Here is a 21,133-nt window from a genome sequence, read left to right as displayed (position 1 = left end):
AAATAGTAGCTACCTTTGCAGTCCTTAAAATAAGGATAAAACTGTAAATACAAAAAAGGAAAAATGCCTACTATTCAGCAATTAGTTAGAAAAGGTAGAGTAGCTCTGGTTGACAAGAGTAAGTCACCAGCGTTGGACAGCTGTCCACAGCGAAGAGGCGTATGCACCCGTGTGTATACCACTACCCCTAAGAAACCAAACTCAGCAATGCGTAAAGTTGCCCGTGTGCGCTTAACCAACGGAAAAGAAGTAAATGCTTACATTCCAGGTGAAGGTCACAACTTACAGGAGCACTCAATCGTGTTGATTCGCGGTGGTCGTGTTAAGGATTTACCAGGTGTACGTTACCACATCATCCGTGGTGCATTAGATACATCAGGTGTAGCCGGTCGTAACCAACGTCGTTCTAAATATGGTACTAAACGCCCTAAACCAGGACAAGCTGCTGCAGCCCCTGCAAAAGGTAAAAAGAAATAATTAAGGAGGATAGATAGCAATGAGAAAGTCAAAACCAAAAAAGAGAATTATCCTTCCTGATCCAAGGTTCAATGATACCCTGGTAACAAGGTTTGTAAATAACATGATGTATGATGGTAAAAAATCTACCGCATACTCTATATTCTACAACGCAGTTGATATTGTTGAGAAAAAAACCAGCGAAAGCGGTTTAGAGACCTGGAAAAAGGCTTTAAACAATGTAATGCCTGCTGTTGAAGTAAAAAGCCGCCGTGTAGGTGGTGCTAACTTCCAGGTTCCTACAGAGGTTCGTCCGGAGCGTAAAATAGCTTTGGGTATGAAATGGTTGATCAGCTATGCCCGTCGTCGTGGTGAAAAAACCATGATGGAGAAATTAGCCGGTGAGATCATCTCAGCAGCTAAAGGTGAAGGTGCAGCAGTGAAGAAAAAAGAAGATACGCATAAAATGGCTGAGGCTAACAAAGCGTTCTCACACTTTAGATTCTAATTATAAAAGATTACACCGATATAGAAAGGATTACATCGATTATATATTGAGATTACACCGGTTTTGTATGATTGCACTTTATATAAGTAAAATCAAAACAAATCGGTGTAATTATTAAATAAATCAGTGAAATCACAAAGTAAATAAAATGTCAAGAGATCTAAGATATACAAGAAATATAGGTATTGCCGCTCACATTGATGCCGGTAAAACTACTACTACCGAGCGTATCCTTTATTACTCGGGCGTAAGCCACAAAATTGGTGAAGTGCACGAAGGTGCTGCAACCATGGACTGGATGGCGCAAGAGCAGGAACGCGGTATTACTATCACATCTGCAGCTACAACTGTAGATTGGAATTACAGAGGACACAAATATCATATCAACATTATTGATACTCCGGGTCACGTGGATTTTACCGTTGAGGTAAACCGCTCCCTGCGTGTATTAGATGGTTTAGTATTCCTTTTTAGTGCGGTTGATGGTGTTGAGCCACAATCTGAAACTAACTGGAGATTGGCCAACAACTATAATGTTGCCCGTATAGGTTTCGTTAATAAAATGGACCGTTCTGGCGCCGACTTTTTAAATGTTGTAAAACAAGTAAAAAGCATGTTAGGCAGCAACGCTGTACCGCTTCAATTACCTATTGGTGCTGAAGAGAAATTTACAGGCGTTGTTGATTTAATTAACTGGAGAGGTATTGTTTGGAATGAGCATGATAAAGGTATGACCTTTACTGAAGTGCCTATCCCTGAGGATATGATTGAGGAAGCAACTGAGTGGAGAGAGAAATTATTGGAATCAGTAGCTGAGTATGACGAAAGCCTGATGGAGAAATTTTTTGATGCTCCTGAAACCATCACTGAACGCGAAGTGCTTGACGCTTTACGTAAAGCGGTTTTAGATGCCAAAATTGTTCCTATGGTTTGCGGTTCATCATTCAAAAACAAGGGTGTACAAACCATGCTTGATTACGTGATGGAATTATTGCCATCGCCAATGGATGTTGAAGGTATTATAGGTCATCATCCTGATACAGGTGTAGAAATTTTGCGTAAACCATCAGAAAAAGAGCCGTTCGCAGCATTAGCGTTTAAAATTGCAACCGATCCTTTCGTAGGTCGTTTGTGCTTTATCCGCGTATACTCAGGTAATTTAGAGGCTGGTTCATATGTACACAATATGCGTTCTGACAACAAAGAGCGTATCTCCCGTATATTCCAGATGCATGCTAACAAGCAAAACCCAATCCCTAACGTAGGTGCTGGTGATATTGCCGCGGTAGTAGGCTTTAAGGATATTAAAACAGGTGATACCCTTTGTGATGAGAAACACCCGATCATTCTGGAGTCGATGAATTTCCCTGAGCCGGTTATCGGTTTAGCTATTGAGCCTAAAACACAGGCCGACGTAGATAAATTAGGTATAGCTTTAGGTAAATTATCTGAAGAAGATCCTACTTTCCACGTAAAATCAGACGAAGAAACTGGTCAAACTGTAATTTCAGGCATGGGCGAGCTTCACCTGGATATCATCATGGACCGCTTAAAACGTGAGTTTAAAGTAGAGGTTAACCAGGGTGCGCCACAAGTAGCCTATAAAGAGTCTATCACAGGTACTATACAACACCGCGAAACATATAAGAAACAAACCGGTGGTCGTGGTAAATTTGCTGATATACAAGTTATATTATCACCAAATGACGAAGGTCAGGAAGGTTTACAGTTTGTGAACGAAATTAGCGGTGGTTCAATCCCTCGTGAGTTTATCCCATCTGTTGAAAAAGGCTTTAAAGCTTCGATGGATAACGGTGTATTGGCCGGCTTCCCATTAACCAGCTTAAAAGTAAGGTTAATTGATGGTTCGTTCCACGCGGTCGATTCAGATGCGCTATCTTTCGAGTTAGCTGCAAAAATGGCTTACCGTGAGGCATTGCCAAAATGTAAACCAGTATTGCTTGAGCCGATCATGAAAATCGAGATCCTTACCCCTGAAGAAAACATGGGTGACGTTATCGGTGATATGAACCGTCGTCGTGGCCAGCTTTTAGGTATGGATTCACGTGCAGGTGCACAGGTAATTAAAGCTACTGTACCACTTTCTGAAATGTTCGGTTATGTAACTCAGTTACGTACCATTACTTCAGGTCGTGCTACTTCAACCATGGAGTTTGATCACTATGCTGAAGCGCCACGTAACGTACAGGAAGAAGTAGTTGCTAAAGTAAAAGGCAAAAAAGCTGCTGCTAACGCGTAATTAAATCTTTGATTACACCGATCTTTTTGTGATTTCGCAGATGATCGGTGTAATCTTAATACAATAAACAGTCACTCTAATAAATAGCTCTTAGGGTGGCTAAAATCAAATCGGTGAAATCATTGCGAAATCGGTGAAATCATCAAAAAAACAAAAACAAAATGAGCCAAAGAATCAGGATCAAATTAAAATCTTACGATTACAACCTGGTAGACAAATCTGCCGAGAAGATCGTAAAAACAGTAAAGCCAACAGGCGCTGTAGTTAGCGGACCACTTCCGTTACCAACCGAAAAGAAAATTTTCACCGTATTACGTTCACCACACGTAAACAAAAAAGCACGTGAGCAATTTCAATTATGCTCATACAAGCGCTTATTAGACATTTACAGCTCTAATTCAAAAACTGTAGATGCTTTGATGAAGCTTGAATTGCCTAGCGGTGTTGAAGTTGAGATCAAAGTTTGATAGACGACCGGCCCACTGAAAGGTGTGGGACAACATAAAAAAACACCATCCATAACCGGATGGTGTTTTTTTGTTTAAGATAGTAAAGCTTACTCCTGTTAATGCAGAAAATATCCATACTAAAATAAAGAGCCATGCAGGTTTCTGCATGGCTCTTTATTTTAGTATGGGTTATGCTAGTAAGGATAACTTGTAGGATATGCATAAAAATCTACGCCGTATTTTGCCCAGCCGGGGAACTGACTGGCTATATTAGGATTAGCGGTGGTAAAATGATCACTTCTACTATAATATAGATAAACAGGTATAGTGCCTGCAACCTGAGTTTTATAAGCATAAAATGCTATGCCATAATATTGCCAGTTAGCATAGCCATTTGTAGCATTCCTGTCTGTTGTAGTAAAATGATCGCCATCTGGACCATTATAAAATAAATAAACAGGTACAGTGCCGGGAGCCTGACCTAGATAAGCCTTGAAATCGACACCGTCACTCCGCCAGTTGGCAAACCCATTTGTTGCATTGGGATCGCCCGATGTAAAATGATCACTCCCAGGACCGCTATAAAATTGATAAATAGGGTCTGTTGATATAATAGTTTGTTTACCTGCCAGGTATTGATCAATATAAGTTTTTACAGCTTGTTTTTTCGCTGCATCGTCAATCAGATCTGAAAGCTGGATAAGGCTCCCGTCTACGTTACTTATTTGTATAAAAGCCGCATTATCGCGGGTACAGCTGCTTTGCCACGGGGCTATGTCTATTTTAGGAGCTGTATTATCCAGGCTTAGTTGGCCAAATACACCTTTAGTTCCGTCGCCGCCTACAGTACTGTAATACATTGTTTGATCGTAGTTAGAATTTACAGACGAATCGGCATAAGTAACACTTGATTTTATTCCAAAGGTTCCAAATAAACCGTGAACATCTAAACCAGCTTTTACAGATTGACCCTTGTTTGAGCTCGAGCTTTGTGAGCGATAAAACACATTTAACTTGGCGCCTAAAACGATATCCGTTAAAACATGCGTGCCGTATTTGGTTACCAATTGTTGAGCAGACATGGCGCTAACATCCGATTTGAACAGTGCCGTTAAGTAGGTGCTCTTGATGAGGTCAAGCGGTGCATTGAATTTTAACCTTTTTTGTTTTATAATCACAGAGGCACTTGCGTATGAATATTTTGATGAAATCTTACTTGTTTCATGAAAATCTACGGTAAGTGTTGCGCCCCACACAGGTTTTAGCACTGATAATGTTGCACTTGTATTTGACGTTAAGCTATGCAAATAATCCGAAGCGTTTCCGCCGGCGGCATATTCTGCATATTGAGTAACATTTACATCCGGAACATACCGGCCGGGTTCGTTCTGCGCCATTTTCTCTATATCAATCACCTGGTAAGTTGCAGAATTTGAGCTGGCGTATTCGCCGGTTACATCGTAACCAAAGCCCAGCAGGTCATACTTGTTATCTCCGGCAAATCCGTCGGTTAATTTTGAACGTGCAGAAGGTGTATTGTCTGTTCCGGGTGCACGGACAATATCTTTTTTACAACTCGAAACAATGGACGTTAATACAATAACGGTTCCTGTAACTAAAAATTTAAGGTTTAGATTTTTCATTATAATTTATTTGACAAAGGCTGGCTTTTATACCAGCCTTTGTTGCTATATAAAATTTAAAAAGAATATTTTTTTATTATTTAAAGCTTCCTTGTCTTGGGCTCATTCTACCTCCATCTGTGGCGGTTGAATATTCCAGTGAGTACTGACCACCATCTAATCCATTGTAGTATAATGCTACGTTTCCGTCATTTTGTACCACTAAATAAGCACGACGTGCGTTTTCTAACCCAGCGGTTCCGGCACGGGCTTCGGTATATGAAGCCCAGATATCCGCTTCGGCACCAGTACTTGAAACTTTCTTCAGTATTATATTTCCATCAGCTGCATAATATAATCTATATGTCCACCCGGTAGCCGTAGTGTTAGTTTTACTATTCCATAAACCCGTGCCTGCCGAATTATATAAAACCAGGTTGCCATCACCCTGTAAAACAAATTTGTAGGCATGATTTTGCGAGTATAATGTATTGGTTCCATTTGATGACAAGATGGGAATAGCACCTGTATGTATAGCATCGGCTGGCATACCTGATGATATGAATTTAGCCCTGGAAACCCAGTCTGCAGGCAATCCGCTGCCATGTACCGGCTCTTGTACTACTTTTACCTGGTGATCAATCAAATATTGTGTTATATAAGCCTGAACAGCTTGTTTTTTAGTAGCATCATCTATCAGGTCATAAAGCGCAATTAACCCATCTTTGCTACCTATCTGAATAAACGCGGCATTATCACGGGTACAGCTACTTTGCCAGTTACCTATATTTATTTTAGGCGCCGTGTTATCCAGGCTAATTTCCCCAAATAATCCTTTTGAACCATCGCCACCTACTGTACTGTAGTATAAATTTTGATTATAATTTGAGTTGACATCAGAGGTTGTATAATTAATATCAGCAGAAAGACTAAATATTTTAAATAAACCATTGGCTTTCATACCTGCTGTTACCGCCTGAGTTTTATTTGAACTGCTGGTTTCAGACCTATAAAAAACATTCAGTTTGGCTCCTAAAACTATATCAGTTAGTACGTGCGTACCATATTTGGCCACTAACTGTTGTGCTGTAAGGCTATTAACGTCTGATTTAAACAAGGCGGTTAGATAACCGGACTTGATCAGATCAAGAGGGGCGCTAAACTTTAACCGTTTCTGCCTGATTATCTGTGAAGCACTTGCATAAGAGTATTTTGATGATATAGCGCTGGTTTCCTTAAATGATCCCGAAAGGGTTGCACCAAAAACCTTTAGTCCAATAGTCGCACTATAATTTTGAGATAAAGCACTTGAATAATCTTCAGCGTTTCCGCCAGCGTTATACTCCGCGTATTGACTAACATTTACATCTGTTACGTACCTGTCCGGTGCATCCAGTACCAACTTATCAATGTCGATCACTTTGTAGGTAGATGAATTTGAACTGGCGTATTCGCCGGTCACATCGTAACCAAAACCCAGCAGGTCATACTTATTATCCCCGGCAGATTGTGTGTTTAGTTTTGAAGGTGGATTGCCTGTGCCGGGTGCGCGGGCAATATCTTTTTTACAACTCGAAACAATGGACGTTAATACAATAACGGTCCCTGTAGCTAAAACTTTAAGGTTTAGATTTTTTAACATAATTTACTAATAATATTTTTAAATAAGATTTATTCTCGAAATATACTATTAATAAGTTATTAAATATTCCATAGAATTTCAACATATCTTAAAAAAAGATACAATTAATAATTAAATTCATTAATAAATATTACAAATACCTGATTATTAGAAGTATAAAATAAAAACTATAAATAATATATTTTTTTACAGGATATAAAAAAAGCCATCCTTTAAAGAATGGCTTTTCGTACTTTTTTATCATCTTACATTTGCTCTGGAATACTGCTCATATCCATATAGGCAAATTCCCACAAGTGGCCATCAAGATCCTGGAAACCGTGACCGTACATCCAACCGTAATCCTGCTTTTCGTTGGGTACTGTGGCACCCGCCGCCACTGCCTTGCGCACCATTTCATCAACCGCTTCGCGGCTATCTACCGAAATACAATTGATGGTTTCGGCTACCCTGGTAGCATCAGCGATATCTTTTTTAATAAATGATTTAAAGAAAGGCTCGGTTAGCAGCATAAAAAATATATTATCGCTAATAACTAATGATGCACCTTGTTCATTGGTGAACTGCGGATTAAAGCTATAGCCTAAGCTGGTAAAAAACTCGATTGATTTGTTAAGGTCTTTAACAGGTAGATTTACAAAAATTTGAGTTGCCATGATGTTTTATGATTAGATGTTTATTTGTTTAAATGTCTGAAACAAACATACGGGCATTAACGCAACCCAATGAGGTGTAAAAACGACAAATTAAGGGTAAATCATGACAAAGCGGAAAAATGTTAAAGGCCCATTTCCTTTTTTATTTTGGCAGGTAGTTTTTCGGCAATAAGCCGGTATGATTGTTTGATATAAAATTCCCACTCCTGCACACTGAGACAACTGATATCGGCAATATGCACCCATTTGTACCGCCCGATGTAAGCCTGTGGCGAAAAGCACTCTTTTTGCAATGTTTCTTCAAAATTCTCATCCGGAACTTTTACCGATGCCGTTGGAGGAACACTATCCGGGCCGGTGAATACAAATGTTTTTCCTCCTACGTTAAAACATAAATGATCCCCAAGTTTCAGATCCTCAGTCGCCCCCGGCAGTTGCAGACAAATATTTTGTATGGTTTCTATGGTCATTCGATAATTAATTTCTTAGCTTTTACTTCGCAGTCTCATTGAATAATTCAGCCAGTTTACTATTCAGGGCTTCGTTTCTGAGGTCTTTGGCGATGATTTTTCCGGCAGGATCAATCAAGAAATTTGCCGGAACACTACGAACTCCATATTGCAGTGCGACGATATTGTCCCAGCCTTTCAGATCAGAAACTTGTGTCCATGTCAACTTATCATCTGCTATTGCCTTCATCCAGGCTTCCTTTTTGCCTGGGTTATCGAGCGATACACCTAGAACAGTAAAGCCTTTGTCTTTATACTTATTGTAAGCAGTAACCACATTGGGATTTTCCTCACGACAGGGGCCGCACCAGCTTGCCCAAAAATCTATCAGCACATATTTACCTTTAAAATCAGATAGTTTTACGGCTTTACCTTCCGGAGTGGTCTGTGTAAATTCAGGTGCGGGTTCGCCAATTTTCGTTTTTGCAGACGAGGCTAACAACACCACAATACTCTTCCCTATTTCTGTATTTTTTAATTGCGGCGAAAGATTGTAATAAGCCTGTGTAGCAGCTGCGGCCGTTTCGGCCCCTGCAGCCGCCTGTTTTAAAGAGATCAGGCTCAGATATGATTTGGGATGTGTTTTAGCGAATTCCAAACCAGCTACATTTAACTCCTGCATATATTGCTTTTCCCGGGCTAACATGCTAGCAAAGATCTGCTTATCACGTTTCTGCGAATCGGTTAACATCGCATATTCTTTGTCTAATGCTGTTAGTCTATCATCAGCGGGTTTACGCAAGGCCCTCAGTTCGGTAGCATCATCGTTTATTTGTGACCCGGCAATGGTTATATGCTTGAGTGAATCGGCTGCATTCAGGTTTAATTTGCCAGCCTCTATATAAAAATGAAACACATCCAAATTCTCGCCTTTGCCTGCCTTATTCACTAAAATATTTTTATTAAGGCATAGAGTAGCTTGTACAGCGTGAGGCACTTCTCCCGTAAAATAGAAATTACCATCCTTTACACCTGTGGAATCCGACTTTATTTGACTGTCGATCTGGTAAAACAGATAGATCCTATCCCCTGCTTTTAAAGCTTTTACGTTACCATTCATATTAAAAGTCCCTTGCGCCATTAATGACATAGGTAACAGACATCCCATAAGTAAACAAAGCTTTTTCATACTATTCTTTATAAAAAAACAAACTTGATATTGGTGGGATTAATTGGCGTGTATTTTCGCTTTAATCTCATCCCGTATTTTATTTAAGGTATCCCCGATCCGTTGCTCGATATTATTTATTTCACCATGAGCTACCAGATTACGGATTTTGTTCATCTCACTAAGCTCGCGTAATGATTCCATGTTGATGGCCCCTCTTTCGTATAAAGACCGAATAATTTGCCCAAGTGGCATAAAGTCCCGGAAACGACCAAAAGACTCTAACTTATACTTCTTCGCTAAATCTCTTAATAGCTTCTCCAACTCGATAAAACTTTCCAAAAAATTTGCCCGGGTTAAAGAAACTCCCTGCGTGGGTTCAAAAACACTTTCGTCTTCTTTGATCAATTTTTCGACAGTCTTTTTAACCTTATCTGGATCAATAATAAAAATAACAAAAGTAATTGCCCATATAACCGTTATTACATTTACCACCCCCACAATTACTGCTATGATGATATTGTACATGCCAAAATCATAGCCATTTATAAAAACCACAATCAAGCTTAATATGATGGAAAGGCCTGTAAGAATAAATAAGGCTTTTAATCTTTTAAAGTATTGGTTTTTTATATCAACATAAATTACTTCAAGCGTTTCGTCTTTTTCAACTTGTTTATCCATCAAGTCATAAGCAAAGAAGAAACCAGCGGCCAAAAACCCAATGAAAGCTGCAATGGCCTGAGCCGAAGAGCTAAATAACCAATAAACATTGTCTGGCCCTCTAAAAGCACCCATATATTAAACCATTTTAAACATCCATATAAAACGCTTTCCGCTTTAAGCCTTCAGCTTTGAGCTTACAAAGGCATATTACCATGTTTTTTCCGGGGATTATTCACCACTTTATTTTCAAGCATTTTAAAGGCCTGTATCAGCTTAAAGCGGGTTTCGGCAGGCTCTATCACCTCGTCAATAAAACCACGCTCAGCGGCACGGTATGGATTGGCAAAGGTATCTGAGTACAGTTGTTCCATCTCCCGCCATTTGACCTCCTTATCTTCGGCAGTACTGATCTCCCGCTTAAAAATAATTTCGGCGGCACCCTTGGCCCCCATTACGGCAATCTCTGCCGACGGCCATGCAAAATTCATATCGGCACCTATGTGTTTGGAGTTCATCACATCGTAAGCACCACCATAGGCTTTACGGGTGATCACGGTAATACGTGGCACAGTAGCCTCGCAAAAAGCATACAGTAATTTGGCGCCATTAGTAATAATAGCGTTCCATTCCTGATCCGTACCTGGTAAAAACCCGGGAACATCCTCAAACACCAGCAACGGTATATTAAAGCTATCACAAAAACGAACGAAGCGCGCCGCTTTAATAGAAGAATGAATATCCAGCACCCCGGCCAAAAAAGCCGGCTGATTGGCCACAATACCTATGCTTCTGCCGGCAAGCCGGGCAAAGCCAACTACAATATTTTCGGCAAAGTCCTTATGTACCTCCAGGAATGAGCCTTCGTCTATAACATGATCAATGATCTCCCTGATATCATAAGGTGTCGAATTATTTTCGGGGAGCAGGGTATTTAGTTCCGGCCGTAGCTCGTTCTGTGTTTCGTAAGGTAACGCAGGGGCCTTGTCTTCACAGTTCTGCGGCATATAACTTAGCAAAGCTTTGATATTTTGAATAGCGGCTATTTCATTGGCACAGGCAAAATGGGTAACACCCGATTTGGTAGCATGGGTAGTAGCGCCGCCCAGTTCTTCGGAGGTTACTACCTCGTGGGTAACCGTTTTTACCACGTTTGGCCCGGTCACAAACATATAAGAGGTATTCTCAACCATCAAAATAAAATCGGTTATGGCCGGTGAGTACACCGCGCCACCTGCGCAGGGACCCATAATGGCCGATATTTGCGGGATTACACCAGACGCCAGCGTATTGCGATAAAAAATATCGGCATAGCCTCCAAGAGATACTACACCTTCCTGTATACGTGCACCACCCGAATCATTAAGCCCTACAACCGGCGCCCCGTTTTTGACGGCCAGATCCATGATCTTACAGATCTTTTCGGCGTGGGTTTCGGATAGTGATCCACCGAAAACGGTAAAATCCTGCGAAAAAACATAAACCAATCGCCCGTTTATCGTACCATATCCGGTCACTACGCCATCGCCGGGATACTTTTCTTTCTCCATCCCAAAGTCGGTAGAGCGATGTGCCACCAGCATCCCGATCTCCTGGAATGAGCCTTCGTCCATTAAAAAATGCAGGCGTTCCCGCGCTGTTAGTTTCCCTTTTTTATGCTGACTTTCAATACGTAACGCGCCGCCGCCTTCAAACGCTTTTTGGCGTTTATCCCTTAATAATCCGAGCTTTTTATTCACAATTCAGGTTGATTAAAAAGAATCAAGAAGTGAGAGTCAAGAATTAAGACAAAAACAATAGCTACTCAAATACCAACATTTCAGATAAGCAATCTTATCTACATAGAAGCCATATTTATTATTGTCCTGACTCTTGATTCTAATATCTTGATTCACGATCCAATAGGTTAAAAATAGTAATTAAATTGTAAGATTAGACTAAAACCATATTCCCCACGTTTTAACAGCTGTAATTTTGTATATTTGTAATAATGAAGATCAGGAATTTCAAAACGCTGATAGTAGTAATGTTTATGGGTGTCTTTATGATAAAGATGGCCATATCGCTTGCTCCTGCGTTTTTGTATCTTGATAATAAAACTGTAAGAGCGGTGATACTGCAGCTTGAACAGGAATCCAAAACCGAAAAGGAAAATCCGGATAAGGATACTTTTAAGGAGAAAAAGGTTTTTGATGAGTACTATCTGCACAGTGTAGCTTATATTACATTTGTTGCGGAAAACAATATACTCCATAACCAAGAAGATCATTTGTATAAACAGGCATATCACCCTGTTGTCCCCACGCCCCCACCCAACGTTTAAATGATTAACCGGATACTTCCCTATCCGGATCCTAACGCTTTACAATTCATTTAAATTCTCATTCAAAATTATTAATATCTTATGCAAACTGAGCAAGGTGGTTCTGCTATGGGCAGTCTCAACCTAAAAAAATATTTTTTGCCCAAAAACTTAAAAAAAGACCTTCCTTCAAGTATCGTTGTATTTCTGGTAGCACTGCCTTTATGTTTAGGCATTGCACTGGCATCAGGTGCCCCCCTGTTTGCCGGTGTATTAACAGGCATTATTGGAGGTATCGTGGTTGGTACATTAAGCGGTTCGCAGCTTAGCGTAGCCGGTCCGGCAGCGGGTTTAACCGTTATAGTGCTAAACGCTATAACCGGACTTGGGTCATACGAAACATTTTTGCTTGCTCTTGTACTGGCAGGTGTTTTTCAGATGTTGCTGGGTGTATTAAAAGCAGGTACTATAGCCAACTATTTCCCTTCATCGGTTATTGAGGGCATGCTTGCCGCTATCGGTATTATCCTGATCATGAAGCAATTTCCGCATGCCGTTGGTTACGATGCCGATTATGAAGGCGACGAACGGTTTAGCCAGTCGGATACCCATAATACTTTTTCGGGTATACTGGGCGCGGTAGCCAAGATCAATTACGGTGCTGTTATTATTGCCGCTGTTTCTCTGTTATTTATGATATACTGGCCACGGTTTAAAAAACTGGCTATTGTACCGGCGCCTCTATTGGTTGTTTTGGCTGGTATTGGTTTAAGCTTTGCTTTTAAAGGCAGCGATTTCGCATTACTCGATAAACAATTTGTGCGTATACCGATCGTAAACAGCACCAGCGAGTTTTTAGGCCTGTTTAAATCGCCGAATTTTAGTGCTATTGGCAATAAAGAAGTTTGGATAACCGCCTTCACCATAGCCGTAGTAGCCAGTTTAGAAACATTACTCAGTTTGGAAGCTGTTGATAAAATTGACCCAATAAAGCGTATATCACCCACCAACCGTGAGCTGGTGGCACAGGGAATTGGTAACATTACCAGTGGTTTATTAGGCGGACTGCCTATGACGGCTGTAATTGTCCGTTCATCAGCCAATGTAAATGCCGGTGCCCGTACAAAAACCAGTGCCGTGGTGCATGGCATTTTATTAATGATAGCGTTGCTGCTTGTTCCTACATTCATCAACCTTATCCCGCTGTCGTGCCTGGCAGCCATACTGCTCATGACGGGATATAAACTAACCCGCATCAGTCTGTTTAAACACATGTGGCATATGGGGCTGAACCAGTTCATCCCCTTTGTAATAACTATCGTAGCCGTGGTATTAACCGACCTGCTGATAGGCGTTGGCATAGGTATGCTAGTAGGTGTGTTTTATATACTGCGCACCAATTTACGCAACCCTTATTTTTACCAGATAATAAAGAACGGCGATAAAAAAGTGATCAGGATACACCTTGCCGAAGAGGTTTCCTTTTTAAACAAAGCCGCTATACAGGTTACTTTAACCAGTTTGCCCAAAGGTTCAGATGTGATCATCGATGGCTCCAACTCCAGGTATATAGACCCGGATGTGATCGAGATCATCCACAACTACAAGCACAATGCTTACACTAAAGGCATCATTGTGCAATTACAGGATATAAAGGATAAGTACGACGTACCTCCTTTAAAAGAATTATTGTATAACCCCAATAACTAAGAAACAACATGGCTCTCATAGAAGATAAAAAAAATGGTAAACCTACCATCGATACTACAACTTTAAAACTGGCCCAAACCGATAGCTATAACGCTTTATTACACGGCAACAGCCAATGGGTTGAGCTGAAACTGAAAGAGGATTCAGACTACTTTAAAAAGCTGGCCAAAGGTCAAAGTCCGCAGGTACTGTGGATCGGTTGCTCAGACAGCCGCGTGCCCGCCAACGAAGTAACCGGCACCAAGCCCGGCGAAGTATTTGTACACCGCAATATTGCCAATGTGGTGGTACACTCAGACATGAATATGCTGAGCGTATTGGACTATGCCGTAAACGTGCTGAAAGTAAAACACGTTATTGTAGCCGGTCATTATGGTTGCGGCGGTGTAGCAGCAGCCCTGAGCAATAAGCAATTTGGTTTGATCGATAACTGGTTGAGACATATTAAGGATGTTTACCGTCTGCATAGTCATGAGCTTGACCGTATTACAGATGATGTACAGAAGCAAAACCGCCTGGTGGAACTTAATGTGAGCGAACAGGTGTACAATCTGTGCAAAACCTCCATTGTTCAAAATGCCTGGATGGAACGCCACGACCTGGAAGTTCATGGCTGGGTGATTGACCTGGGCACAGGCCTCATTAAGGATCTTAAAGTATCTAGCAGCAGTCCGCATAACCTGGGTTATGTGTATGAGTTAGACAGCGTTAACGCTGTAGCTCAACATTAATTAAGGCTGCTGCCCTTAAGCCTTCAAGAATTCTCCCCGCTACCTGCTAAGGGAGAGGTTTATGTTTGGTTTGCCCCGGTTCATGGAAATGGCCGGGGTTCTTTTTTTAATAAAAAAGTAGTCATGCTGAACTTAACTAAGGGAAATAATATCGAATAATGAATTTTGAATTTCCAATATCCAAATCATTTAATGGGTTTACATTTGGGCTTACATTAAATAAAGGTAATAAATTTAACAAATTGATTATCAATTAAATAAATCAATATTAACCATGAATTGTGTAAACTATGTAACCCCACTTTTGTAACAAAATGGTCACCTGGTTAAGGATTATGCTTAAACCTATCTTTACTTACATGTGGGATCCCGAAATAAATTCGGGATGACTTCGATCTTACTATTATTTTCCTCCTCATCAAATTTCAAACTTCATACACATCCTCATTAATTTTATCCTATTTTTATCCTGAAGCAACAAGCAGGGAAATTTTATGCTGAGGCAATCAAAAGAAACACGTACTTTAAAACAGAATTTATTGCTGGCATCGTCAACCGCTTTTGTATCGGGTGTAACCAATGTAGCAGGTATGATCGCCTTTTTAGCTTTCACCTCCAATATCACCGGCCATGTGGCTAACCTGGCCAAACATATTGTGGAGCAAAACTGGAGCGAGATCGTGGTATTTGTTGTTTGGTTGCTGATGTTTTTTGCAGGCGCCTTTATATCCAACTTTATTGTACACTCGCTGGAACATAAAAGCCGCTACCGGGCACACTCCATCCCTATCGTTATCGAGATCATACTACTGTTGTTCGTAGCCATTTACGGTCATAATTTTTACAGGGAAACCCAAACCGAACGTGAAGTAGTGATTGGGGTGATCATTTTTTGTATGGGTTTACAAAACAGCCTGGTATCCACCATATCCGGCGGGCTCATCAAATCAACCCATTTAACAGGCTTGTTTACCGATCTGGGCGGCGATGTATCCGAATGGCTGCATCCCAACACCGCCAAAACCGAAACCACCCGGAACAAGATCTATGTGCGACTCACTGTACTGGGCTTTTATTTTTTCGGCGGCATCATGGGCGGCTTCTTTTTTAATTTGTATGATTTTGCCATATTTTATTTCATTCCACTAATTTTGCTTACCATTTTATATTACGATCTTTCGCCGGTAGCTTTGCATAAAATCAGCCGGATATTTCAGGCAGGCAAAAGCAAACCGGTTTAAAATATTAAATTTATCATTTACATCTATGTGCGCTAAGACAAACATTCACGACACCAGCCATATCACTTACGAAAGCTTGCTGGAAGGTAATAAGCAGTTTATTGCGAACGCGTTAGACGCCGACCCCGACTTTTTTACCAAACTGGCCAATGGCCAAAATCCACCTGTATTATGGATCGGCTGTGCCGATAGCCGCGTTCCGGCCAATCAGATCACCAATACCGCTCCTGGTGAAATATTTGTACACCGTAATATCGCCAACATGGTTATCCACTCAGATATGAACATGCTGAGCGTACTGGATTATGCGGTGAACGTTTTAAAAGTAAGACATGTTATTGTAACCGGCCACTATGGTTGCGGTGGTGTTTTGGCTGCCATGAGCAATAAAGAATACGGACTTATCGATAACTGGCTACGCCATATTAAAGATGTTTACCGCCTGCATGCTGATGAGCTTAACGCCATCACCGATGAGCAAAAACGCGGTGACCGCCTGGTGGAGTTTAATGTGATCGAAAACGTATATAATCTTTGTAAAACAACCATTGTTCAAAGTGCCTGGAAAAACGGTCAGGAACTGGGTGTGCATGGCTGGGTTTACAGCCTGAGCACCGGTAAAATTGGCGACATGAACGTGAGCACCTACAACAACGAGAACATGGAGAACGTGTTTAGGTTTAAATAGGAAGAATCAAGAGATAAGAGTCAAGAATCAAGACCAAGTTAAAAGGGCAGCATGTTGTACATGCTGCCCTTCATATTTTGAATCCTCCTGTCTTGATTCTTGACTCTAACTTCTTGACTCTGGAGCTTACAGCTCCTTTGCCAAAAACGGATATCTGTAATCCTTTGGTGGATCAAAAGTTTCTTTAATGGTACGTGGTGATACCCAGCGCAGCAGGTTGATCATAGAACCAGCCTTATCGTTAGTACCTGAACCTCTGGCACCGCCAAATGGCTGCTGACCAACAACGGCTCCTGTAGGCTTATCATTGATGTAAAAATTACCTGCAGCGTTGCGCAAATGATAGGTAGCTTTTTCAATAGCATATCTATCCTGCGATATAATAGAGCCTGTTAGCGCGTAGATAGATGTTTTGTCTACAATGTTAAGCACCTCATCAAATTTGGCGTCCTCGTACACGTAAATGGTCAATACGGGGCCAAATAGCTCCTCGCACATGGTTACGTAGTACGGATCATCTACTTTTAATACGGTAGGCTCTATAAACCAGCCTTTGGTTTTATCATAGTTACCACCGGCAACTACTTCAACACCTTTATCAGCTTTAGCCGCATCAATATATTTAGCCAGCTTATCAAACGATACTTCGGTGATCACAGCGTTGATGAAATTTTCAAAATCCTCAACCGGACCTATTTTAAACGAAGTGATATCACGCTGCATATTGGCTTTTACAGCAGGCCATAATGAGGCCGGGATATAAGCGCGGGAAGCAGCAGAACATTTTTGTCCCTGGTACTCAAACGCGCCACGAACCAAAGCTGTACTTACCACATCGGCATTGGCGCTTGGGTGGGCCAACACAAAGTCTTTACCACCGGTTTCGCCCACAATGCGCGGGTAGGTTTTGTATTTATGAATGTTGGTACCAATGGTTTGCCAGATGTTCTGGAACACTTTGGTTGATCCGGTAAAGTGGATACCGGCAAAATCAGGATGGTTAAATATCACCTCGCCTGCAACCGGGCCATCAACATAAATAAGGTTAATAACACCGGCAGGTACGCCTGCTTCTTTAAACACCTTCATGATCACGTTGGCAGCGTATATCTGAGTATAGGCCGGTTTCCATACCACCACATTACCCATCATAGCAGCAGATGCAGGCAGGTTGCCAGCAATAGCCGTAAAGTTGAATGGTGTTAAGGCAAACACAAAACCTTCCAGCGGGCGTTGCTCCACACGGTTCCAAACACCTTTGCCTGATACCGGGGGTTGTTGTTTATAGATCTCGGTCATATATTCTACGTTAAAACGCAGAAAATCGATCAGCTCACAAGCAGCGTCGATCTCGGCCTGGTATGCGTTTTTAGACTGACCAAGCATCGTAGCCGCGTTAATTTCAGCACGGTAAGGACCTGCTAACAGTTCGGCGGCTTTTAAAAATATAGCGGCGCGCTGCTCCCAGGCTAAGTTTTCCCAGTTGGCTTTGGCGGCCAGGGCAGCGTTAATAGCAGCGGTAACGTGACTGGCATCACCTTCAGAAAAAGTGGCCAGTAAGTGTTTATGATCATGCGGCGGACGGATCTCGAGCTTAGTGCCCGTACGTACTTCTTTGTCGCCGATGTACATAGGTATATCCAGTTGTTGAGCACGGGCCTCCTCTAAGGCGGCTTTAAGCGCTACACGTTCCAAACTGCGCGGGCCATAATTTAAAACAGGCTCGTTTTGCGGTGGTGGAACATTAAAAAATCCTTTAAGCATAGATGGGTTATTTATGTTGCCGCAAAGATAAGAATTTTGAAGTGATGGGTGAATTGTGGCAATGTCAAAATGTTAGTGAGCACTTTAAAAATAAAAGTATAAACGTAAGTTTAAAGAAATTATATATATGATAAATTTCGATGATTTTACACGTTCGGATTACATTTCTTTAGTTGCTACTTTAGCAGCGGGCATATCTGCTTTTTATACTTTCAGATATACTCGATTAACATCTGAATTATTAAAACTATCAAAAAAAGACTTCTCAAATAAACAGTCGGACTTTACAATTTATTTAATTAATAATTTTCGCTTTATTGTGAATGATAAAGGAGCAAGAAAATTATTATTGTTCAATATTAAAATAAATAATAAATCCGAAAATAAAAATTCATTTAAAGCAGTTTTGGAAATCGAGTTTAAAAGAAAAGACAATTCTATTTCAAAGGTGCTGGTAGATCATGATCCAAAGCTGATTGAATTAGTACCTAATAAAAAATTATTAATATTTGAAAATGACATTCGAGTTGAAGAGAAACACATTGAATCTAAATGGTTGATTTTTGAGCAACCAACTAGCACATTCATTGATTATAGAATAGCAAAGTATACAATAAGGTTAACGGATATCAATGAAGTTGAACAAAAAACTGAAATATTTTTAATGAAAGACCTGCACGATGAAATATAAAAAAGTCACATATAAAGTTTTTAAAATCGTGGCAGAAGGAATGTTTTCTTCTCAAGACCTCGGCGAGGGGAGGTTTTTTCCAGCTCTGATAATTGATGCTTCTGATGAGCCCTCGATTAAAGAATTATTGGCCGTTCATAATACAACCCCTCCGGGAGATGCGAAAACAATCTGGTCTAAACCATTATCCATTTTCAATAATAATAAATTAATTCTTAATATAGAGTTTCTAAAACCGATGGCTGTTGCTTTTGGTATTGAATTTGACTTAGCTACTCAATATTCTTTAGTCGATGGTATAATTCAAACTAGAGGATTTATGTTTCAAAGTGGTGATAAGGAAGATAAAGTCTCAACTCCAGGAATTGATAGAATTATTATCGAGGTTCCAGAGATAGGTTTTGATGAAAAATGGGAAGAGTTCCTATATGATACATTGAAAAAGAATTATAAAAAAAAGGGGGCATCCAAAAAAGATCTGCCAAGCTTAATAAAAACTCATATTGAAAATATGAGAAAAATATCGAACTTTAGGAGATCATCCTAACCTCTGTTTGTTAATACATTATTCTTTTATCCATTTACTCCAAAGTATTACCCATAATACCAACCAGTGATCCACATAGAACAAATACGCCCTGAGTTAACCTGGCGCCTACGACAAAGAATTTTATATCCCGAACAAAAGCTGTATGAGATGGAGATGGAAGAGGATAATAACGGTTTACATTTTGCCGCTTTTAAGGATAATGCCATTGTATCTGTAGTGTCCCTGTTTGCCAAAGGCGATGATTACCAGTTCCGCAAGTTCGCGGTTGACGATAGTTTGCAAAATATGGGCATTGGCAGGCAGATGCTGGAACATATTACCCAGTTCGCTAAAACAAATGGTGCCAAAAGGTTATGGTGCAATGCGCGTGTAACGGCCATCGGGTTTTACATTAAGGCGGGTTTTGAACATACCGGGCAGCTGTTTACCCGGCATGGTTTTGACTACGAAATACTCGAAAAAGATCTTACTCTTTAATCAGCGCCGCGATAAGTGTTGTAGCATAATCATTTTGCTGTTTCTGATTGGATAGCTTAGCCAGCTCAAGGGCCTCATCAATATCACCTTGTGCCTCATAAACTACAGCTAAATTATAAGCCGCTCTGCTGGCCTGTTTTGGGTCGGGGCCATCGATGATCGGGTTGAGTATTTTAAAAGCGATATCAAATCGGCCGGCCAGTATTTGTCGCACGGATAATGCCAGTTGGTCGCTTTGATTATAAAGAGGCCTGTAATTGGTGATGGTATAGGGTAAATAATCTTTCAGTGCATCAAGCGCTGCATTGCGGGCTGCGCCATCAATAGAATAGCCAAACCTGCCATCCTGCGGTTCTGTAGCTAAGCCCTTGAGCTTTTTAAAGAAGATGCCATTACTTTCATGTAAAGTAAAAGCTACACTGGCTTTGGTGCTATAATAAGCTATTTGGGCGTTGCCATCATACTGTACATTGTCAAGCACGAGGCCTGCGTTAAAACTATCAAGCGTTAAAACGTAGTTGGCTTTGTATTTAGCTGCCAGATGCTTTACGGAATCTTTATTGGCACTAAATGATACGGAATCAACAAGGCTGGAAATTTTAACACCAGGCAGCAATTTCAGTTCTTTTTCGGCCCCGGTTATGGCGCTGTAGGCCGCGGCTTTAAGGGCCATGATCTTGCGCTTATTCATACGGGTTGAATCAAAAGTAACCCGGTTAACCACCAGGATGCGGGCGGTATCAGTTTTAAATACCAGTTTGGGGGCATAATCAACAGGTACGGTGGCGTATTGCACCACATTACATGAGGTTAGCCCAACTATAAATAATATGCAGATTAGCTTAAACAGTTTCACGGTGTGAGGTAAATTATAGATGGATGTAAAATTAAGAAACTACAATGAATTTGAAATGAATATTAATGTGGCATTAATGTAAAATCTACAGTTAATCACAACTAATTAATCAAGTGCCGTAAATTTTACATATTTCAAAAAAAAACGCTAATGCTGTAACATTAGTATTAAATTAATAATAAAAACGTGTTTTTATTTCCAATATGACAGGTTATTTTAGGGCTTTAACATCAACTTTGTTATATTTGCT

21 protein-coding genes are annotated in these 21,133 nt (G+C 40.7%); 12 read left to right on the top strand and 9 right to left on the bottom strand.

Translation table 11 applies throughout. The features are described 5' to 3' along the window. Positions 1 to 63: 63 nt before the first annotated feature. The 4 genes from rpsL (at position 64) to rpsJ (ending at position 3,691) form a co-directional block, all read left to right on the top strand. Entirely contained in the window at positions 64 to 477 is a 414-nt protein-coding gene (gene rpsL, locus AC57BQ_RS00795) for a 30S ribosomal protein S12 (protein ID WP_002993550.1), read from the top strand. Between the two features lie 19 nt (positions 478 to 496). Further along, positions 497 to 964, top strand: coding sequence for a 30S ribosomal protein S7 (gene rpsG, locus AC57BQ_RS00790; RefSeq protein WP_076377343.1), 468 nt, complete (start codon positions 497 to 499; stop codon positions 962 to 964). 148 nt (positions 965 to 1,112) lie between these two features. Next, complete coding sequence (gene fusA, locus AC57BQ_RS00785; protein WP_496404468.1) at positions 1,113 to 3,224, top strand: elongation factor G; 2,112 nt, start codon at positions 1,113 to 1,115, stop codon at positions 3,222 to 3,224. A 161-nt stretch (positions 3,225 to 3,385) separates the two neighbouring features. Beyond that, positions 3,386 to 3,691: a 30S ribosomal protein S10 gene (gene rpsJ, locus AC57BQ_RS00780; RefSeq protein WP_022830652.1), complete on the top strand. Its 306-nt coding sequence runs from the start codon at positions 3,386 to 3,388 to the stop codon at positions 3,689 to 3,691. Positions 3,692 to 3,867: 176 nt separating this feature from the next. Here the strand turns inward: rpsJ and AC57BQ_RS00775 are convergent, their stop codons facing one another. The 7 genes from AC57BQ_RS00775 to AC57BQ_RS00745 all read right to left on the bottom strand — a co-directional run bounded on the left by AC57BQ_RS00775 (position 3,868) and on the right by AC57BQ_RS00745 (position 11,612). After that, positions 3,868 to 5,316 carry an MAC/perforin domain-containing protein gene (locus AC57BQ_RS00775; RefSeq protein WP_496404467.1) on the bottom strand — a complete coding sequence of 483 codons (1,449 nt, stop codon included), beginning with the start codon at positions 5,314 to 5,316 and terminating at the stop codon, positions 3,868 to 3,870. Between the two features lie 76 nt (positions 5,317 to 5,392). Next, a complete protein-coding gene (locus tag AC57BQ_RS00770; protein WP_496404466.1) occupies positions 5,393 to 6,937 on the bottom strand; it encodes an MAC/perforin domain-containing protein in 1,545 nt (514 codons plus the stop codon). A gap of 245 nt (positions 6,938 to 7,182) precedes the next feature. Then, positions 7,183 to 7,593 carry a VOC family protein gene (locus tag AC57BQ_RS00765; RefSeq protein WP_496404465.1) on the bottom strand — a complete coding sequence of 137 codons (411 nt, stop codon included), beginning with the start codon at positions 7,591 to 7,593 and terminating at the stop codon, positions 7,183 to 7,185. 122 nt (positions 7,594 to 7,715) lie between these two features. Then, complete coding sequence (locus AC57BQ_RS00760; RefSeq protein WP_496404464.1) at positions 7,716 to 8,063, bottom strand: MmcQ/YjbR family DNA-binding protein; 348 nt, start codon at positions 8,061 to 8,063, stop codon at positions 7,716 to 7,718. 22 nt (positions 8,064 to 8,085) lie between these two features. Further along, positions 8,086 to 9,231 (bottom strand): redoxin domain-containing protein, encoded by a 1,146-nt coding sequence (locus AC57BQ_RS00755; RefSeq protein ID WP_496404463.1) that lies wholly within the window; start codon positions 9,229 to 9,231, stop codon positions 8,086 to 8,088. 39 nt (positions 9,232 to 9,270) lie between these two features. Continuing rightward, positions 9,271 to 10,008, bottom strand: coding sequence for a hypothetical protein (locus AC57BQ_RS00750; RefSeq protein WP_496404462.1), 738 nt, complete (start codon positions 10,006 to 10,008; stop codon positions 9,271 to 9,273). A 62-nt stretch (positions 10,009 to 10,070) separates the two neighbouring features. Continuing rightward, complete coding sequence (locus AC57BQ_RS00745; protein ID WP_090462859.1) at positions 10,071 to 11,612, bottom strand: acyl-CoA carboxylase subunit beta; 1,542 nt, start codon at positions 11,610 to 11,612, stop codon at positions 10,071 to 10,073. Positions 11,613 to 11,863: 251 nt separating this feature from the next. Here AC57BQ_RS00745 and AC57BQ_RS00740 point away from each other — a divergent pair, with 251 nt between their 5' ends. The 5 genes from AC57BQ_RS00740 (at position 11,864) to can (ending at position 16,545) form a co-directional block, all read left to right on the top strand. After that, positions 11,864 to 12,196 carry a hypothetical protein gene (locus tag AC57BQ_RS00740; RefSeq protein WP_496404461.1) on the top strand — a complete coding sequence of 111 codons (333 nt, stop codon included), beginning with the start codon at positions 11,864 to 11,866 and terminating at the stop codon, positions 12,194 to 12,196. An 81-nt stretch (positions 12,197 to 12,277) separates the two neighbouring features. Beyond that, entirely contained in the window at positions 12,278 to 13,885 is a 1,608-nt protein-coding gene (locus AC57BQ_RS00735) for a SulP family inorganic anion transporter (RefSeq protein ID WP_496404460.1), read from the top strand. Between the two features lie 8 nt (positions 13,886 to 13,893). Continuing rightward, entirely contained in the window at positions 13,894 to 14,616 is a 723-nt protein-coding gene (locus AC57BQ_RS00730) for a carbonic anhydrase (protein WP_496404459.1), read from the top strand. A gap of 494 nt (positions 14,617 to 15,110) precedes the next feature. After that, positions 15,111 to 15,857: a YoaK family protein gene (locus AC57BQ_RS00725; RefSeq protein WP_496404458.1), complete on the top strand. Its 747-nt coding sequence runs from the start codon at positions 15,111 to 15,113 to the stop codon at positions 15,855 to 15,857. A 25-nt stretch (positions 15,858 to 15,882) separates the two neighbouring features. Next, a complete protein-coding gene (gene can / locus AC57BQ_RS00720) occupies positions 15,883 to 16,545 on the top strand; it encodes a carbonate dehydratase (protein ID WP_496404457.1) in 663 nt (220 codons plus the stop codon). Positions 16,546 to 16,671: 126 nt separating this feature from the next. Here the strand turns inward: can and pruA are convergent, their stop codons facing one another. Further along, the gene (gene pruA, locus AC57BQ_RS00715) at positions 16,672 to 18,309 is read right to left on the bottom strand and encodes an L-glutamate gamma-semialdehyde dehydrogenase (RefSeq protein ID WP_496404456.1); all 1,638 of its coding nucleotides are present in this window, start codon (positions 18,307 to 18,309) and stop codon (positions 16,672 to 16,674) included. Positions 18,310 to 18,436: 127 nt separating this feature from the next. Here pruA and AC57BQ_RS00710 point away from each other — a divergent pair, with 127 nt between their 5' ends. The 3 genes from AC57BQ_RS00710 (at position 18,437) to AC57BQ_RS00700 (ending at position 20,027) form a co-directional block, all read left to right on the top strand. Further along, positions 18,437 to 19,000: a hypothetical protein gene (locus AC57BQ_RS00710; protein WP_496404455.1), complete on the top strand. Its 564-nt coding sequence runs from the start codon at positions 18,437 to 18,439 to the stop codon at positions 18,998 to 19,000. After that, positions 18,990 to 19,547: a hypothetical protein gene (locus AC57BQ_RS00705; RefSeq protein ID WP_496404454.1), complete on the top strand. Its 558-nt coding sequence runs from the start codon at positions 18,990 to 18,992 to the stop codon at positions 19,545 to 19,547. The genes AC57BQ_RS00710 and AC57BQ_RS00705 overlap by 11 nt, the downstream gene beginning before the upstream one ends. Before the next feature lie 66 nt (positions 19,548 to 19,613). Beyond that, positions 19,614 to 20,027, top strand: coding sequence for a GNAT family N-acetyltransferase (locus tag AC57BQ_RS00700; RefSeq protein ID WP_496404453.1), 414 nt, complete (start codon positions 19,614 to 19,616; stop codon positions 20,025 to 20,027). Here AC57BQ_RS00700 and AC57BQ_RS00695 read toward each other — a convergent pair. Further along, positions 20,017 to 20,883 carry a DUF6340 family protein gene (locus tag AC57BQ_RS00695; RefSeq protein ID WP_496404452.1) on the bottom strand — a complete coding sequence of 289 codons (867 nt, stop codon included), beginning with the start codon at positions 20,881 to 20,883 and terminating at the stop codon, positions 20,017 to 20,019. The two genes, AC57BQ_RS00700 and AC57BQ_RS00695, sit on opposite strands and share 11 nt — an antisense overlap. Positions 20,884 to 21,133 lie beyond the last annotated feature (250 nt).

Source organism: Mucilaginibacter sp. BGA-UO-ETr-C110, assembly GCF_059567985.1.
This window is presented reverse-complemented; position numbering and strand designations above follow the sequence as displayed.

Bases quoted from the DNA above. Each gene is read 5' to 3' on its own strand.
- rpsL (WP_002993550.1), top strand. From the start codon at position 64: ATGCCTACTATTCAGCAATTAGTTAGAAAAGGTAGAGTAGCTCTGGTT.
- rpsG (WP_076377343.1), top strand. From the start codon at position 497: ATGAGAAAGTCAAAACCAAAAAAGAGAATTATCCTTCCTGATCCAAGG.
- fusA (WP_496404468.1), top strand. From the start codon at position 1,113: ATGTCAAGAGATCTAAGATATACAAGAAATATAGGTATTGCCGCTCAC.
- rpsJ (WP_022830652.1), top strand. From the start codon at position 3,386: ATGAGCCAAAGAATCAGGATCAAATTAAAATCTTACGATTACAACCTG.
- AC57BQ_RS00775 (WP_496404467.1), bottom strand. From the start codon at position 5,316: ATGAAAAATCTAAACCTTAAATTTTTAGTTACAGGAACCGTTATTGTA.
- AC57BQ_RS00770 (WP_496404466.1), bottom strand. From the start codon at position 6,937: ATGTTAAAAAATCTAAACCTTAAAGTTTTAGCTACAGGGACCGTTATT.
- AC57BQ_RS00765 (WP_496404465.1), bottom strand. From the start codon at position 7,593: ATGGCAACTCAAATTTTTGTAAATCTACCTGTTAAAGACCTTAACAAA.
- AC57BQ_RS00760 (WP_496404464.1), bottom strand. From the start codon at position 8,063: ATGACCATAGAAACCATACAAAATATTTGTCTGCAACTGCCGGGGGCG.
- AC57BQ_RS00755 (WP_496404463.1), bottom strand. From the start codon at position 9,231: ATGAAAAAGCTTTGTTTACTTATGGGATGTCTGTTACCTATGTCATTA.
- AC57BQ_RS00750 (WP_496404462.1), bottom strand. From the start codon at position 10,008: ATGGGTGCTTTTAGAGGGCCAGACAATGTTTATTGGTTATTTAGCTCT.
- AC57BQ_RS00740 (WP_496404461.1), top strand. From the start codon at position 11,864: ATGAAGATCAGGAATTTCAAAACGCTGATAGTAGTAATGTTTATGGGT.
- AC57BQ_RS00735 (WP_496404460.1), top strand. From the start codon at position 12,278: ATGCAAACTGAGCAAGGTGGTTCTGCTATGGGCAGTCTCAACCTAAAA.
- AC57BQ_RS00730 (WP_496404459.1), top strand. From the start codon at position 13,894: ATGGCTCTCATAGAAGATAAAAAAAATGGTAAACCTACCATCGATACT.
- AC57BQ_RS00725 (WP_496404458.1), top strand. From the start codon at position 15,111: ATGCTGAGGCAATCAAAAGAAACACGTACTTTAAAACAGAATTTATTG.
- can (WP_496404457.1), top strand. From the start codon at position 15,883: ATGTGCGCTAAGACAAACATTCACGACACCAGCCATATCACTTACGAA.
- pruA (WP_496404456.1), bottom strand. From the start codon at position 18,309: ATGCTTAAAGGATTTTTTAATGTTCCACCACCGCAAAACGAGCCTGTT.
- AC57BQ_RS00710 (WP_496404455.1), top strand. From the start codon at position 18,437: ATGATAAATTTCGATGATTTTACACGTTCGGATTACATTTCTTTAGTT.
- AC57BQ_RS00705 (WP_496404454.1), top strand. From the start codon at position 18,990: ATGAAATATAAAAAAGTCACATATAAAGTTTTTAAAATCGTGGCAGAA.